Annotated in this window: 11 protein-coding genes; 7 read left to right on the forward strand and 4 right to left on the reverse strand. The window is 69.0% G+C overall.

Going from position 1 to position 14,915, the window contains the following annotated elements:
- Positions 1 to 1,784: M3 family metallopeptidase (locus J5F18_RS03225; RefSeq protein ID WP_346302164.1), on the reverse strand; the 1,784-nt coding region annotated here is incomplete at its 3' end.
- A gap of 142 nt (positions 1,785 to 1,926) precedes the next feature.
- On the opposite strand from J5F18_RS03225, the gene J5F18_RS03230 reads away from it, so the two are divergent.
- From J5F18_RS03230 to J5F18_RS03240, 3 genes are all read left to right on the forward strand, one after another.
- On the forward strand, positions 1,927 to 3,267 hold the full coding sequence (locus J5F18_RS03230) for a sodium-dependent transporter (RefSeq protein WP_346300907.1): 1,341 nt from the start codon (positions 1,927 to 1,929) through the stop codon (positions 3,265 to 3,267).
- Between the two features lie 20 nt (positions 3,268 to 3,287).
- Entirely contained in the window at positions 3,288 to 3,863 is a 576-nt protein-coding gene (locus tag J5F18_RS03235) for a gamma carbonic anhydrase family protein (protein WP_346300908.1), read from the forward strand.
- A 79-nt stretch (positions 3,864 to 3,942) separates the two neighbouring features.
- Positions 3,943 to 4,614, forward strand: a complete 672-nt coding sequence (locus tag J5F18_RS03240) for a metal-dependent hydrolase (RefSeq protein ID WP_346300909.1) — start codon at positions 3,943 to 3,945, stop codon at positions 4,612 to 4,614.
- Here the strand turns inward: J5F18_RS03240 and J5F18_RS03245 are convergent.
- Genes J5F18_RS03245 through J5F18_RS03255 form a run of 3 tightly spaced genes read right to left on the reverse strand, consistent with a single transcriptional unit; the run spans position 4,590 to position 8,651 of the window.
- A complete protein-coding gene (locus J5F18_RS03245) occupies positions 4,590 to 5,972 on the reverse strand; it encodes a sigma-54 dependent transcriptional regulator (RefSeq protein ID WP_346300910.1) in 1,383 nt (460 codons plus the stop codon). The two genes, J5F18_RS03240 and J5F18_RS03245, sit on opposite strands and share 25 nt — an antisense overlap.
- Entirely contained in the window at positions 5,965 to 7,821 is a 1,857-nt protein-coding gene (locus tag J5F18_RS03250; protein WP_346302165.1) for an ATP-binding protein, read from the reverse strand. The genes J5F18_RS03245 and J5F18_RS03250 overlap by 8 nt, the downstream gene beginning before the upstream one ends.
- A gap of 44 nt (positions 7,822 to 7,865) precedes the next feature.
- Entirely contained in the window at positions 7,866 to 8,651 is a 786-nt protein-coding gene (locus J5F18_RS03255; protein WP_346300911.1) for a GntR family transcriptional regulator, read from the reverse strand.
- A gap of 299 nt (positions 8,652 to 8,950) precedes the next feature.
- Here J5F18_RS03255 and J5F18_RS03260 point away from each other — a divergent pair, with 299 nt between their 5' ends.
- Genes J5F18_RS03260 through J5F18_RS03275 form a run of 4 tightly spaced genes read left to right on the forward strand, consistent with a single transcriptional unit; the run spans position 8,951 to position 14,725 of the window.
- Positions 8,951 to 9,706 (forward strand): (Fe-S)-binding protein, encoded by a 756-nt coding sequence (locus tag J5F18_RS03260; RefSeq protein WP_346300912.1) that lies wholly within the window; start codon positions 8,951 to 8,953, stop codon positions 9,704 to 9,706.
- Entirely contained in the window at positions 9,703 to 11,187 is a 1,485-nt protein-coding gene (locus J5F18_RS03265; RefSeq protein ID WP_346300913.1) for a LutB/LldF family L-lactate oxidation iron-sulfur protein, read from the forward strand. Before J5F18_RS03260 ends, J5F18_RS03265 begins: the two co-directional genes overlap by 4 nt.
- Entirely contained in the window at positions 11,184 to 11,861 is a 678-nt protein-coding gene (locus tag J5F18_RS03270) for a lactate utilization protein C (RefSeq protein ID WP_346300914.1), read from the forward strand. Before J5F18_RS03265 ends, J5F18_RS03270 begins: the two co-directional genes overlap by 4 nt.
- Positions 11,861 to 14,725, forward strand: a complete 2,865-nt coding sequence (locus J5F18_RS03275) for an FAD-binding and (Fe-S)-binding domain-containing protein (RefSeq protein WP_346300915.1) — start codon at positions 11,861 to 11,863, stop codon at positions 14,723 to 14,725. The genes J5F18_RS03270 and J5F18_RS03275 overlap by 1 nt, the downstream gene beginning before the upstream one ends.
- The last annotated feature ends 190 nt before the right edge of the window (positions 14,726 to 14,915 follow it).

Here is a 14,915-nt window from a genome sequence, read left to right on the forward strand (position 1 = left end):
CGGTTGAAGTCGGCTCTGGGCACCACCGAGACGGCATCGCGCACCGCGTCGAGCAGCGCCTGGATCTCCGCCGCCGAGGGGGCGGTGAGCTCGTGGTGCAGGCGAAGGTCGAAGATCGAGAACTCCAGCTGGCGCACCAGGCCCATGGCGGACTGGAAGTTCTTGGCCGCCTGCAGCTTCTCGAGCAGGTCGGCGGGCAGCGGCGCCCCGCCGTCGACGTGGCCGGCGATCAGGTCGAGGCCCTCGCGCTCCCAGCAGTAGTTCTCCATGAACTGGCTGGGCAGCTCCACGGCGTCCCAGGCCACCCCGTTGATGCCGGAGACGTCGGCGACGGTCTGGCGGGTCAGCATATGGTGCAGACCGTGGCCGAACTCGTGGAACAGGGTGGTGACCTCGTCGTGGGTGAGCAGCGCCGGCTTGTCGCCCACCGGGCGGGTGAAGTTGCAGGTCAGGTAGGCCACCGGCAGCTGCAGGGCCTCGCCCTCCAGGCGCCGCACCCGGCACTCGTCCATCCAGGCGCCGCCGCGCTTGCCCTCCCGGGCGTAGAGGTCCAGGTAGAAGCCGGCGATGGGCTCGCCCTGCTCGAGGATGCGGAAGAAGCGCACGTCGGGGTGGTAGCGCGGCGCCTGGCCGTCCTCCTCGAAGGTCACGCCGAAGAGGCGCTCCACCACCTGGAAGAGGCCGTCCACCACCCGGGGGGCGGGGAAATAGGGGCGCAGCTGTTCCTGGGAGATGGCGTGGCGCGCCTCGCGCAGCTTCTCGCTGGCGTAGCCCACGTCCCAGGGGGTGAGCTCGGCCATGCCCAGCTCATCCCGGGCGTAGGCCTCGAGGTCGGCGAACTCCTCGCGGGCCTGGGGCACGGCGCGGGCGGCCAGGTCCTCGAGGAAGGCGAGCACCTGGGCGGGAGACTCGGCCATCTTGGTGGCCAGCGACAGGTCCGCGTAGGTGGCGAAGCCCAGCAGCTCGGCGAGCTCCCGGCGCAGTGCCAGGGTCTCCTCCATGACCGGGGCGTTGTCGTAGCGGCCGGCGTGGGGGCCCTGGTCGGAGGCGCGGGTGACGAAGGCGGCATAGACTTCTCGGCGCAGCTCACGATCCTCGGCGTAGGTCATCACCGGGAAGAAACTCGGGAAGTCCAGGGTGATGCGGTAGCCCTCCACCCCCTTGGCCTCGGCGTTGGCACGCAGGGCAGCCAGGGCGCTCTCCGGCAGGCCGGCCAGGCGGCTCTCGTCGGCCAGGTCCAGATGCCAGGCCTGAGTGGCGTCGAGCAGCTGGTTGGAGAAGGTGTTGCCGAGCTCGGAGAGGCGCGCCTTGATCTCGCCGTAGCGCTGCTTCTTCGCCGGGTCCAGGTCGACCCCGGCCAGGCGGAAGTCGCGCAGGGTGTTGTCCACGGCGCGGCGCCGGGACTCATCGAGTTCCGCCCAGGCGGGGCCCTCCTTGAGGGTCTGCCAGGCGTGGAACAACCCCTCGTGCTGGCCCAGCCAGGTGCTGTACTCGGAGAGCTTGCCCAGGCAGGCCTGGTAGGCCTCGCGCAGCTCGGGACTGTTCATGGTGCCGTTCAGGTGGGAGACCGGCGACCAGGCCCGGGAGAGACGATCGTTGAGGGATTCCAGGGGCGCGGCCAGGCTCGCCCAGGTGGGTGCCTCGCGCTCGGCCTGCGCCACCAGCGCCTCGATGGCGGTGCGGTTCGCGGCCAGCAGCTCCTCGATGGCGGGCACCACGTGCTCGGGGCGAATCGCATCGAAGGGGGGCAGCAGGTGGGATTCGAGCAGCGGGTTGCGGGACATGCGCACCTCGGGGGTCGGGAGTGTGATGACGCTTAGATGCGGGCGTCGGGCCCGGGTTTCAATGTGGGCGTTTGGCCGGCAGGGGTGGGCCTGCTAGGCTTGCGGCCTTTCCGATGGCCCGGCAGGCGGCAGGAGACAGACGATGAACGAGACGCTGGAGCGCTGGAGCACCCGGCGCGCCTTTATCCTGGCGGTGACCGGCGCCGCCGTGGGGCTGGGCAATATCTGGCGCTTCCCCTATATCACCGGCGAGAACGGCGGCGCTGCCTTTCTGCTGCTCTATATCGTCTTCGTGCTGCTGCTGGGCCTGCCGGTGATGATGGCCGAGATCCTGGTGGGGCGCGCGGGCCGGCGCAGCCCGATGCAGTCGCTGAGCCACCTGGCGTCGCAGGCCGGGGCCAGCCCCCACTGGCGGCTGCTGGGGCTGTTCGGCGCCGTCACGGTGTTCTGCATCCTCTCCTTCTACTCGGTGGTCTCGGGCTGGTCCATCGAGTTCTTGATCACCGCCATCAACGGGGGCTTCGTGGGGGCCAGCGCCGCCGAGATCGGCGCCGGTTTCGACGCCTTCCTCGCCGACCCCGGACGCATGACCTTCAACCACAGCCTGTTCCTGGCCATGACCATGCTGGTGGTGGCGGCCGGGGTGGCCAAGGGGCTGGAGCGACTCAACAACCTGCTGATGCCGGCGCTCTACCTGCTGCTGCTGCTGCTGGCCGGCTACGCCGCCACCACCGAGGGCTTCGGTCCGGCCCTGGCCTGGCTGTTCAGGCCCGACGTCTCGGCGGTGACGCCGCTGGTGGTGATGCATGCCATGGGCCACGCCTTCTTCACCCTGGCGGTGGGAGCCTGCGCGCTGATGGCCTATGGTGCCTACATGCCGGACCACCAGAGCCTGCCCCGTGCCGCCGGCGCCGTGGCGGTACTGGACGTCTCGGTGGCGCTGCTCGCCGGTATTGCCATCTTCTCGGTGGTCTTCGCCCAGGGCATGGACCCCGGCGAGGGGCCGGGGCTGATGTTCGTCACCCTGCCCATCGCCTTCGCCCAGCTGCCCTGGGGGGCGCTGTGGCTGAGCATCTTCTTCCTGCTGCTGCTGCTGGCCACCTGGACTTCCTCGATCAACCTGGCCGAGCCCATGGTGGCCACCCTGCAGGGGCTGGGGATCAGGCGCGGTCAGGCAGCGGCCATCGTGGGCGTCGCCGTGTGGCTGGTGGGGGTGCTCACGGTGCTCTCCTTCTCGACCCTGTCCGAGTGGCGGCCGCTGTTCGGCATGAACGTCTTCGAGCTGGTCAGCACCATCCCGCCGGAGATCTTCCTGCCGCTGGGCGGCCTCTTGATCGCCATCTTCGCCGCCTGGGTGATGCCCGAAGCGGCGGCCCGCCGGGCGCTGGGGGTGGGGCCCGGCGGTTTCGCCCTGTGGCGCGGCCTGGTGCGCTGGGTCGCCGTTCCGCTGACGCTGGTAGTATTGGTGGCCGGCCTGATCTGAAACGACACGAGGAAGCGACGATGAGCGAGACGACGGCGATCCGCCCCTGGAAGGGCACCACCCCCACGCTGGGCGCGCGGGTCTATATCGATCCGGCCAGCCTGGTGCTGGGCGATGTGACCCTGGGCGACGACAGCTCGGTGTGGCCCATGGCAGTGGTGCGTGGCGACATGCACCGCATCCGCATCGGCGCGCGGGTCAGCGTGCAGGACGGTAGCGTGCTGCACATCACCCACGCCAGCGACTTCAACCCCGGCGGCTTCCCGCTGACCATCGGCGACGACGTCACCATCGGCCACCGGGCGATCCTCCACGGCGCCACCCTGGGCAGCCGCATCCTGGTGGGCATGGGCGCCATCGTCATGGACGGCGCCGTCGTGGAAGACGAGGTGATCATCGCCGCCGGCGCCGTGGTGACGCCGGGCAAGCGCCTGGCGAGCGGCCACGTCTATGCCGGCAACCCGGCCAAGGCGCTGCGCCCGCTCAAGGAGCAGGAGCGCGCCTTCTTCCCCTACACCGCCGGCAACTATGTCAGGCTCAAGGACGAGTACCTGGGGCAGGCTCAAGGACGACAACCGGGCGGGGACGGGGAATAATTTCCTAACCTATTGTTTCCTCATGCCGAGGCGGCGATAATCTGGTGATTTATCCAGTGTGTTGAGGGCTCGTCCCGGCATGGCCAATTTTCGCACCCATCTTGGCGTGGCCGCCGCCGGCGGCGCCGTGGTCGCCCATGGCGGCTGGCAGGCGGGGCTGTGGACGGCCTGGGAGGCCCTGCCGCTGCTGGCGCTGGTGGCCCTCGGCGGCATCCTGCCCGACATCGATGCCGACCGCTCGAAGGCCATCCGGCTGATCTTCAATCTGCTGGCGGTACCCGCGGTGGTGGCCGGTGCGCTGCTGCTGCAGGGGCGAGTCGCCTCCGGCACCCTGCTGCTGGCCTGCGGGGCGCTCTACCTCGGCGTGCGCTACCTGGCCGGGGCGCTCTTCTCTCGCTTCACCGTGCATCGTGGCCTGTGGCACTCGCTGCTGGCGGCCGCGCTGTGCGGGACAGTGACCGCGGCGCTGAGCCATCGGCTCTTCGCTCAGCCCGACGCCCTGGCCTGGGCCCACGGGGTGGCGGTGGCCTTGGGCTTTATCATTCACCTGCTGCTCGACGAGCTCTACAGCGTCGACCTCACCGGGGCGCGCATCAAGCGCTCCTTCGGGACCGCCTTCAAGCCTTTCGACTGGCGCTCGCCGGGCAACTCCCTGGCGATGCTGCTGGTGACGGTCAATCTGCTGCCCTGGCTGCCGCCCTGGGCGCCGCTGTGGACGCTGCTGGCTCAGGGCGCCGCGTTCTGGCGGTAGTCCTCGGCCCTGAGGCCGTACTTCCTGAGCTTGTCGTAGAGGGTCTTGCGCGGCAGGCCGAGCTGCTCGCTGACCTCGGAGACCCGGCCGCGGTGGCGCGCCAGGGCCTGGTCGATCAGGCTCTTCTCGAACAACTCCACCTGCTGAGGAAGGGGGAGCTCGCCGGCCTCGCCCTCGGCCCCCTCGAGCAGCGCCTCCAGCCGGTAGTCGAAGGCGGCGCCGAGCAGCACGTAGCGCTCCGCCAGGTTGCGCAGCTCGCGCACGTTGCCCGGCCAGTCGTGGGCCAGCAGGGCGCTGATGCCGGCGGCGTCCAGGGGCGGCGCCTCCAGGCCGCTGCGGTTGGCGGCCACCACCGCGAAGTGCTGGAAGAGCAGCGGGATGTCCTCGCGACGCTCGCGGAGCGGCGGGATCGGCAGGGTCACCACGTTGAGCCGGTAGTAGAGGTCCTCGCGGAACCGGCCCGCCTCGGCGGCGGCCTTGAGGTCCACCTTGGTGGCGGCGATCACCCGGAGATCCAGGGGGACCGGGAGGTTGGAACCGAGCCGCTCGACGCTGCGCTCCTGCAGCACCCGCAGCAGCTTGACCTGCAGCGAGAGCGGCATCGACTCGATCTCGTCGAGGAAGACGGTGCCGCCGTCGGCGTACTCGAACTTGCCGATGCGCCGCTCCACGGCGCCGGTGAAGGCGCCCTTCTCGTGGCCGAACAGCTCCGACTCGATGGTGCTTTCGGGCACGGCGCCGCAGTTGATGGCCACGAAGGGGCGGGCGGCGCGGCGGCTGCGCTCGTGGATGGCTCGTGCCACCAGGTCCTTGCCGGCGCCGGTCTCGCCGAACAGCAGCACGTCGGCCTCCACCTGGCTGATGCGCTGAACCATGGAGGCGAGCCGCTGGATCGCCGGGGTGCGCCCCACCAGCCGCGGGCCGAGGGCCGACTGCTGGGCCTCCAGCTCGGCCTTGAGGCGACGGTTCTCCAGGCTCAGCTGACGCTTCTCGACGCCGCGCCTGACCACCTCGACGAGACGCTCCCCGGCGAAGGGTTTCTCCAGGAAGTCCCAGGCGCCGTCGCGCATGGCCTCCACGGCGGTGGAGATATCGCCGTGGCCGGTGATCAGGATCACCGGCAGGTCGGGGTCGCGGCCGCGTATCTCGCGCAGCAGCGTCATGCCGTCCATGCCGGGCATGCGGATATCGCTGACGATGACCCCCGGGAAGTCGGGTGCCAGGTCGGCCAGGGCCGCCTCGGCGCTGTCATAGGGCGCCGGGGCATAGCCGGCCAGCTCCAGGGTCTGGCCGGCGGTGATGCGCAGGTGGGATTCATCATCGATGATCATCACCGGAATGGCCGCGGCGTCATGCATGGGGGGAGGTCTCCTGGCGGAGGGTGGTGTCGCTGTCCTCGGGGGACGGGGCTCGCGGCAGGTGGATACGAAAGAGGGCGCCACCCTCTGGGTGGTTGGTGGCCTCGAGCCGGCCCCCCAGATCGTCGATGATCCGGGAGGAGATCGACAGGCCGAGCCCCAATCCCTTGCCGGGGGACTTGGTGGTGAAGAAGGGCTCGAAGATGCGTCCGAGGTGGCTCTCGGGGATGCCAGGCCCGTTGTCCGCCACGCCCAGGATCACCTGGTTGCCGGCCTGCTCGATGCTAAGGGTGAGGCGAGGCTTGGGGGTCTCGCCCATGGCCTGTAGCGCATTGCCGACCAGATTGACCAGCACCTGTTCGAGGCGCACGAGGTCGGCACGCACCCAGACGGCTTCCGCGGGCCAGTGGCGCTCCACCTCGACGCCCCCGTCGCGGAGCCGGGCCTGGAAGAGGCGCAGTGCGTAGTCGAAGCAGCGGGCGACCGAGACGCTGGTGAGGAGCTCGCCGCTCTTGCGCGAGAACTGACGCAGCTGGGCGCTGATCTCCGCCATGCGCCCGGTCAACTCGACGATCTGCTCCAGGTTGTGGTTGGCCTCATCGGCACGCTGGCGCTCGAGGAAGGTGCGAGCGTTCTCGGCGTAGGCGCGGATCGCCGCCAGGGGCTGGTTGAGCTCGTGGTTGATGCCGGCGGCCAGTTGCCCGAGGACGGCCAGCTTGGCGGCCTGGATCAGCTCGTCACGGGTCTGGCGCAGGTTGGCCTCGGCGCGGCGACGCTCCTCGATCTCGCCGGAGAGGCGGCGGTTGGTCTCCACCAGGTCGCGGGTGCGACGCTCCACGTTGCGTTCCAGCTCGTCCCGGGCCTGGGCCAGGGTGCGGCGTTCGCGCTCGGCGAACTGCTCGCGCTCACGACGCAGCCGCAGGCGTTGCCAGCCGATACCGATGGCGAGTACCACGATGCCGTAGAGGCCACCGGCAAAGAGTGCTGCGAACCACTGGGCGCGGATCACCGGCGTCAGTGGCTTGAGGATATGCATGTCCCAGCCGAACGCCTCCAGCGGGCGCGACAGGCTCAGGTAGCCACCGTCATCCAGCGGGCCGTCGGGAAAGCGCACCAGTCGGCTGCGTTCGCCCAGCACCTCCTGCACCTCGATGCCCGAGGGGGTCAGGGGTTCGTCGTGATAGCGGCGGGTGGCCAGGAGCGCCTGGCGCTGCGCTTCCGACAGCGGGTGGAGCGCGGCCATGCGGAGTCCCGGGTGGCTGGCCATGAAGATGATCTGGTCGGCGTCGGTGACCAGCAGCTCGGCGTCCTGATCGGCCCAACTGGTCTCCACGGCATCGAGCAGGACCTTGATCACCATGACGCCACCGGGGGGGGTGTCGGGCGAGGTCTCGTCGAGCCAGACCGGAGCGGAGAAGTAGTAGCCGCGCTCCTGGGACTGGGTGCCGAGGCCGAAGAAGCGGCCGCGATGGCCGGCAATGGCATCCTGGTAGTAACTGCGGAAGGCGTAGTTGTAGCCGATAAAGGTGTTGTCCAGGTGCCAGTTGCTGGCCGCCAGGGTGGTACCCGACTGGTCGAGCAGGTAGACGTCGGAGACGTCGGCGACGGCACGGAAGCGGTCGAGCATCAGGTTGAGGGGCATGGGGTCCTGCTGGCCGCGGCCGACCAGGAAGCGCCGGACCTCCTCGCGGGAGGCCAGCAGCTGGGGCAGGTAGTCGTGGCGGGTGAGGTGGCCGACCAGCCCGGCGGCGGAGAGGCGGAGTTCGTTCTCGGCCTCGTGCATCAGGCTCTGCAGCGCCTGCTCGCGGGCGACCTGGGTGGCCTGCCACATCACCAGCGCCAGCCCCATGGGAGCCGCCAGCAGCAGCAGGCGACGCCAGGACCAGGGGCGCTTCACGAGACGGTTTCGCGGCGCGGGAGTGGCATCGCCTGGGCCCGGCGCAGGGCGCGCTGGGCGCGGGTCTCGGCCCGGGCCAGCTCCAGCAGGCCCTCCTCCACGTAGACCAGGTGCTCGTGGGCGCGGGCGCGGGCATCCTCGGCGCGCCCCTCGAGGATGGCGTCGAGCAGCGCCCGGTGCTGGGCCATCAGCCGTCCGCGGGCGTCCTCCTTCTCGAAGAGGTGGGCCAGGTTGTCGACGATGCTGCGTTCGAGCAGGTGGAAGATGCCGCGGATCGTGTGCAGCAGCAGCACATTGTGGGCCGCCTCGGCGATGGCCAGGTGGAAGGCGGCATCGGCCTTGGCCTCGCGGGCCGGATCCTTGCCCTGGAAGCAGGCGTCCAGCTCCTCGAAGCGCTTGATCAGCAGCGCCTTGTCGGTGGGGGTCGAGCGCAACGCCGCGTAGTAGGCGGAGATACCCTCCATGGCATCGCGGAACTCCAGCAGGTCGAGGTGGAATTCGCCGTGGCGCGAGAGCATCTCCAGGATCGGGTCGCTGTAGCCGCTGGTGAGGGCCTCGGAGACGAAGGTGCCGCCGCCCTGGCGGCTGACCAGCAGGCCACGGGCGGAGAGCTTCTGGATCGCTTCGCGCAGCGAGGGCCGGGAGACGCCGAACTGTTCGGCCAGCTCCCGCTCCGGTGGAAGCCGCTGCCCCGGCTGGAGGCTCCCCTCCAGGATCATCGCCTCGAGGCGTTCAGTGATCACGTCGGCGAGGCGGGGTTGGCGGACGGGCTGGTAGGCCATGGTCGAGGGCTCCGGAAAACTGTTGCAGACAATAGGGTACGACAATGAATTGGTAATACCAATGGTTCCGTGGTGATTCGATGCTCGGAGCGGTCAGGTTTTTCTCTGTGCTTTCAGGCGCTTGTCCCAGGCCGTCATGGTGTCAGACCAAAGTATAGGGGTCGTGGACAGGAAAAAGCCCGCCTCAGGTTTGACACTGCATGGGGCGCCTCCTATCGTGCGTCAACGCCTCCTTGTCAATTGGTTTTACCAATTCACCAGGATATCACCCGACAGTTCATCCGCCGAGGATCCTGCCGATGACGCCAGTCAAGTGCTACCCGCCGAGGCCGGAGAAGGTCTACTTCTTCGGGACCTGCCTGATCGATCTCTTCTATCCCGACGCGGGGCTGGATGGTATCCGCCTGCTGGAGCGGGAGGGGATAGAGGTCGTCTTCCCGGAGGACCAGACCTGCTGTGGCCAGCCGGCCTACACCTCCGGGTACCACCAGGAGGCGCAGGCGGTGGCGGCGGCACAGCTGGGGCTCTTCCCCGAGCCCTGGCCGATCATCGTGCCCTCCGGCTCCTGCGGCGGCATGATGCGCACCCACTACCCGCAGCTCTTCGCCGGCACGTCGGAGGAGGTGCGGGCTCGCGAGGTGGCCGGGCGGGTCTATGAGCTGACCGAATTCCTGGTGCACGTCTGTCACCTGAAGCTGGAGGATCGCGGTACCCCCGAGAAGGTGGCCATGCACACCTCCTGCAGCGCCCGGCGCGAGATGGGTCTGGCCGAGACCGGCCCGGCGCTGCTCGCCCAGCTGGGTCAGGTGGAGCTCGTCGAGCAGACGCGTGCCGCCGAGTGCTGCGGCTTCGGCGGCACCTTCGCGGTGCGCCACCCCGAGGTCTCCGCCGCCATGGTGGAAGACAAGACCCGGGCCATCGAGACCGCCGGTGCCGAGCGCTTCGTCACCTCGGACTGCGGCTGCCTGATGAACATCGCCGGGCGCTTCAAGCACCAGAAGAAGACCGTGAAGGGCGAGCATATCGCCAGCTATCTTTGGCGGAGAACCTCATGAGTGACGCGACCCCCACCGTGCAGACCCCCGGTGTCCAGACCTTCAGCCCCCGCGAGTTTCATCGCCAGGCCCATGACGCCCTGGGCAATCCGCAGATCCGCGGCAACTTCCGCAAGGCGATGGACGGCCTGATGGCCAAGCGGCGGGACAGCTTCGGCGACTGGGATCTGGAGACGCTGCGCGAGCTGGGCGCCAGCATTCGCCTGCGCGCCCTGGCCAAGCTGCCCGACCTGCTGGAGCAGCTGGAAGCCAACTGCCAGGCCAACGGAATCCGGGTGCACTGGGCCGAGACCGGGGATGAGGCGTGCCGGATCATCCGTGACATCTGCCAGTCCCATGATGCCAGGTCGGTGATCAAGGGCAAGTCCATGGTCTCCGAGGAGATGCACCTCAATGCCCACCTCGAGGCGGCCGGCATCGAGGCGCTGGAATCGGACCTGGGGGAGTACCTGGTGCAGCTCAACGAGCAGACCCCCTCGCATATCATCATGCCGGCGATCCATCTTAATACCGATGAGATCTCCGAGATCCTGCACGAGAAGACCGGCACCGAGCGCACCCGCGACGTCGACTACATGACCGCGGCGGCCAGGCAGCAGCTGCGCGAGCGCTTCATGGCGGCCGACGTGGGGGTCTCCGGAGTCAACTTTGCGGTGGCCGAGACCGGTACCCTCTGCCTGGTGGAGAACGAAGGCAATGGGCGCATGACCACCACGGTGCCGCCGGTGCATATCGCGGTGACCGGCATCGAGAAGGTGGTGGAGCACCTGCGTGACGTGCCGCCGCTCTATGCGCTGCTGACCCGCTCGGCCACCGGCCAGCACGTGACCACCTACTTCAACATGATCGGCTCGCCCCGCAAGGCGGGCGAGCATGACGGACCCAAGGAGGTTCATCTGGTGCTGGTGGACAGCGGCCGTTCCAGCATCTACCAGGATGACGAGCTGCTCGACACCCTGCGCTGTATCCGCTGCGGGGCCTGCATGAACCACTGCCCCGTCTACACCCGGGTGGGCGGCCACACCTACGGCACCACCTATCCGGGTCCCATCGGCAGCATCCTCTCCCCGCACCTGATGGGGCTGGAGGAGACCAAGGATCTGCCCACCGCCTCGAGCCTGTGTGGCGCCTGCGGCGAGGTCTGCCCGGTGAAGATTCCGATTCCCGACCTGCTGGTGCGGCTGCGCCGAGAGGCGGTGGGGGAGGGGCGCGGCAATGTGCCCGGCGCCGGGGTCAAGCGTACCCGCAAGGAGGCCGCCGCCTGGAAGGGCTTCCAGTGGCTGGCGACCCACCCGGGTGCCTGGCGCAGCGGCACGGCGGTGGCCGGCAGGCTCAAGGCGCTGATGCCGTCGAAGCTGGGGCCCTGGACCCAGTACCGTGCCGCCCCGGAGCCGGCGCCCAGGTCCCTGCATGCCCTGGTCAAGCAGCATCAGGCGGGCAAGTCCCGCGCCGACGAGTCTCGCCAGGAGGAGCGCCCATGAGTGCCCGCAACGCCATTCTCCAACGCCTTCGTGAACGCGCCGACGGCCCCCTGAGCGCACCCGACTGCGACTTCTCGGTGGTGACGAACCGCGGCTGGAGCGCCGATGAGCGCCTGGTTCGTTTCGAGCGCTGGATCACCTCGGTTCACGGTGAGGTGGTGCATAGCGTGCGCTCGGTGTGGACCGATGCCCTGGCCAGGGTCCTCGCCGCCAAGGGGATCCGCCGGCTGGCGCTCGGCCGTGAGCATCCGGTCGCCGCCGAGGCGCGTGAGGCGCTGGCCGGCAGCGACGTCGTGCTGGTCGATGTGGACCGCGATATCGAGGGCTGGCGGCAGGAGCAGTTCGAGCGGGTCGATGCCGGCCTGACCTCGACGCTGGGGGGGATCGCCGAGACCGGCAGCCTGTGGCTGTGGCCGACTCCCGACGAGCCGCGCCTGATCAGCCTGGTGCCGCCGATCCATATCGCCGTGCTGGATGCCGAGACCCTCGAGGACACCTTCTTTGACGCGGTGGAGCACCACGACTGGGCGCGGGGCATGCCCACCAACGCGCTGCTGATCTCGGGACCCAGCAAGACCGCCGATATCGAGCAGACCCTGGCCTATGGCGTGCACGGCCCCCGCGAGCTGGTGGTGCTGGTGCGCCACGCAAGCCATCTGCCGGAGGGCGCCTGATGTCTGACTCGAATGCCGCGGCGTTCCGCGATCTCAAGGCCGCCCTGGCGGGCAGGATCGCCGCCGAGCGGCTGATCGACGACCCGCTGCGCACCCTGGCCTACGGTACCGATGCCAGCTTCTACCGGCTGGTGCCGCAGCTGGTGGTGCGCCCCGAGGATGAGGCCGAGCTGCAGGCGGTGCTGGCCGAGTGCCGCCTCCGCCGACTCCCGGTGACCTTTCGGGCCGCGGGCACCTCGCTCTCCGGCCAGGCGGTGACCGACTCGGTGCTGATCCAGCTCGGTCGCGGCTGGCGCAGCCACGAGATCCTCGATGAGGGGCGCGCCATCCGGCTCCAGCCGGGGGTGATCGGTGCCCGGGCCAATCAGCTGCTGTCGCCCTTCGGGCGCAAGATCGGCCCCGATCCGGCCTCGATCAACAGCTGCATGATCGGGGGTATCGCCGCCAACAACGCCTCGGGAATGTGCTGTGGCACCGCCCAGAACAGCTATCGCACGGTGCGCGACCTGCGTGTGATCCTGGCCGATGGCACCCTGCTGGACACCGCCGCCCCGGCCAGTCGTGAGGCCTTCCGCAGCACCCACGGCCCACTGCTGGCGGGGCTCGAACGTCTGTCGGCGGAGACCCGCGCCAACGAGCCCCTCGCCGAGAAGATCCGCCACAAGTATCGGCTGAAGAACACCACCGGATATGCCCTCAACAGCCTGGTCGACTTCGAGGATGGCATCGAGATCCTCAAACACCTGATGATCGGCTCCGAGGGGACCCTCGGCTTTCTCAGTGCCATTACCTACGACACCGTGGTGGACGAGCCCTGCAAGGCGGCGGCCCTGGCCTTCTTCCCCGACATGGCCACCACCTGCCGGGCCACCATCGCCCTCAAGCCGTCGCCGGTGTCGGCGGTTGAGCTGATGGATCGCGCGGCGCTGCGCTCGGTCCAGGACAAGCCGGGCATGCCCGAGATCCTGCGTACCCTCCCCGGCGGGGCGGCGGCGCTGCTGATCGACGTGCGCGGCCACGACGAGGCGGAACTCCTCGCGCGCATGGAGGAGGTGCAGGCGGCGCTGGAGGGTATCCGCACCCTGGAGCCCGTCACCTTCACCCGCGAGGCGTCCACCTACGAGCTCTACTGGAAGATTCGCAAGGGCCTCTTCCCGGCGGTGGGGGCGGTGCGCGAGACGGGCACCACCGTGATCATCGAGGACGTGGCCTTCCCCATCGAGCGGCTCGACGAGGGGGTGCTGGCGCTGACCGATGTCTTCCATCGCCATGGCTACCCGGAGACGATCCTCTTCGGCCACGCCCTGGAGGGCAACCTGCACTTCGTCTTTCCCCAGGGGTTCGAGAAGCCCGGCGAGGTGGAGCGCTACCAGGCGCTGATGGACGAGGTCGCCCAGCTGGTCGGCGTCGAGTATGGCGGCTCGCTCAAGGCCGAGCACGGCACCGGCCGCAACATGGCACCCTATGTGGAGCTGGAGTGGGGGAGCGATGCCTACGCCCTGATGTGGGAGATCAAGGCGCTGTTCGACCCCGAGAACCTGCTCAATCCCGAGGTGATCCTGAGTCGCAACCCCACCCTGCACCTGGAGAACCTCAAGCCGCTGCCGGCGGCCGACGAGATCGTCGACAAGTGCATCGAGTGTGGCTTCTGCGAGGTGGTCTGCCCCTCGACCGATCTGACGCTTACCCCTCGCCAGCGCATCGTGATCCGGCGCGAGCTGGCGAGGCTCGAGGCGCTGGGGGCTCAGGCCACCGAGGCCGACCAGCAACGCATGACGCAGCTCGAGGAGGCCTATGGCTACCAAGGCATCGACACCTGCGCGGCCACGGGGCTATGTGCCACCCAGTGTCCCGTGGGCATCGATACCGGTGAGATGGTGCGTCAGCTGCGTCGCGACCGCTCGATGGGCAAGGCCCCCTTGGCCAGGCGTATCGGCCGGCACTTCTCCGGGGCCACGCGGGTGGCCCGGGGAGGGCTGAATGCGGCGGGGGCGGCGCGTGCCGTGCTGGGTGTCAACCTGATGGACAAGATGAGTCGCGGCGCGCGGCGGCTGAGCGGCGATCGTCTCCCGCAGTGGAGCCCGGCCCTGCCCAAGGCGTCGCCAATCCGCGTGCTCAAGCGCAACGCCTCCGGGGCGGCCGACCGGGACAAGGTGGTCTATCTGCCGTCCTGTGCGACCCGCATTTTCGGTGCTGCCCACGATGACGTCGAGTCGCGCTCGGTCATGGAGATCACCCTGGCGCTTCTCGACAAGGCCGGGTACGAGGTCATCCTGCCGGAGATGATCGGTCATCTCTGCTGCGGCATGGCGTTCAAGTCCAAGGGACAGTACGACGAAGCGACCCATAAGGCGCGAGAGCTCAACCGCGAGCTGTTGGTGGCAACGCAGAACGGGCGCTATCCGGTGCTCTGTGACACCAGCCCCTGCACCCTGCAGATGCAGGAGCATCTCGATGAGCGGCTCTCCCTGATGGAGCCGGTGAGCTTTGCCCATGATCACCTGTTGCCGCGGCTGTCGCTCACGCCGTTGGATGAACGCATTGCGGTACACGTGACCTGCTCGAGTACCCGCATGGGGCTGACCGACAAGTTCGTGACCTTGGCGCGGGCCTGCGCCAGGGAGGTGGTGGTGCCAGCGGAGATCTCCTGTTGCGGCTTCGCCGGGGACAAGGGGTTCACGACCCCGGAGCTCAATGCGTCGGCCCTGGAGGGGCTGGCCGAGCAGGTGGCGGAGTGTAGCGCCGGCTATTCCAACTCTCGCACCTGCGAGATCGGCCTGTCCCATCACGGCGGCATCCCCTACCGTTCTATCCTCTCCCTGCTGGATCGGGCCAGCCGGGCCGCGGGGGGCTCGCCACGTTAGAGATCCCGGGCGCACGGATGGCGCCCGATCCATCCACAGCTCGCTTCCGGGCGGGGCTGTGGGTGGTTTGCGGTGGCGCCGTTGTCACCTCCCTGACGCCGCTCGGACAGGCTTCTGAAACTTTTTTGCCGGAAGGGCTTGCGGCCGGCGGGGGGAAGCCGTAAAGTACGCATCCGCTGCCGGCAACCAG

This window comes from Halomonas sp. BM-2019 (genome assembly GCF_017584085.1).

What these genes read in the sequence shown, in the direction of transcription:
- J5F18_RS03235 (WP_346300908.1), top strand. Translation starts at nt 3,288, where the DNA reads ATGAGCGAGACGACGGCGATCCGCCCCTGGAAGGGCACCACCCCCACG.
- J5F18_RS03275 (WP_346300915.1), top strand. Translation starts at nt 11,861, where the DNA reads ATGTCTGACTCGAATGCCGCGGCGTTCCGCGATCTCAAGGCCGCCCTG.
- J5F18_RS03245 (WP_346300910.1), bottom strand. Translation starts at nt 5,972, where the DNA reads ATGCATGACGCCGCGGCCATTCCGGTGATGATCATCGATGATGAATCC.
- J5F18_RS03250 (WP_346302165.1), bottom strand. Translation starts at nt 7,821, where the DNA reads ATGGGGCTGGCGCTGGTGATGTGGCAGGCCACCCAGGTCGCCCGCGAG.
- J5F18_RS03260 (WP_346300912.1), top strand. Translation starts at nt 8,951, where the DNA reads ATGACGCCAGTCAAGTGCTACCCGCCGAGGCCGGAGAAGGTCTACTTC.
- J5F18_RS03265 (WP_346300913.1), top strand. Translation starts at nt 9,703, where the DNA reads ATGAGTGACGCGACCCCCACCGTGCAGACCCCCGGTGTCCAGACCTTC.
- J5F18_RS03230 (WP_346300907.1), top strand. Translation starts at nt 1,927, where the DNA reads ATGAACGAGACGCTGGAGCGCTGGAGCACCCGGCGCGCCTTTATCCTG.
- J5F18_RS03240 (WP_346300909.1), top strand. Translation starts at nt 3,943, where the DNA reads ATGGCCAATTTTCGCACCCATCTTGGCGTGGCCGCCGCCGGCGGCGCC.
- J5F18_RS03255 (WP_346300911.1), bottom strand. Translation starts at nt 8,651, where the DNA reads ATGGCCTACCAGCCCGTCCGCCAACCCCGCCTCGCCGACGTGATCACT.
- J5F18_RS03270 (WP_346300914.1), top strand. Translation starts at nt 11,184, where the DNA reads ATGAGTGCCCGCAACGCCATTCTCCAACGCCTTCGTGAACGCGCCGAC.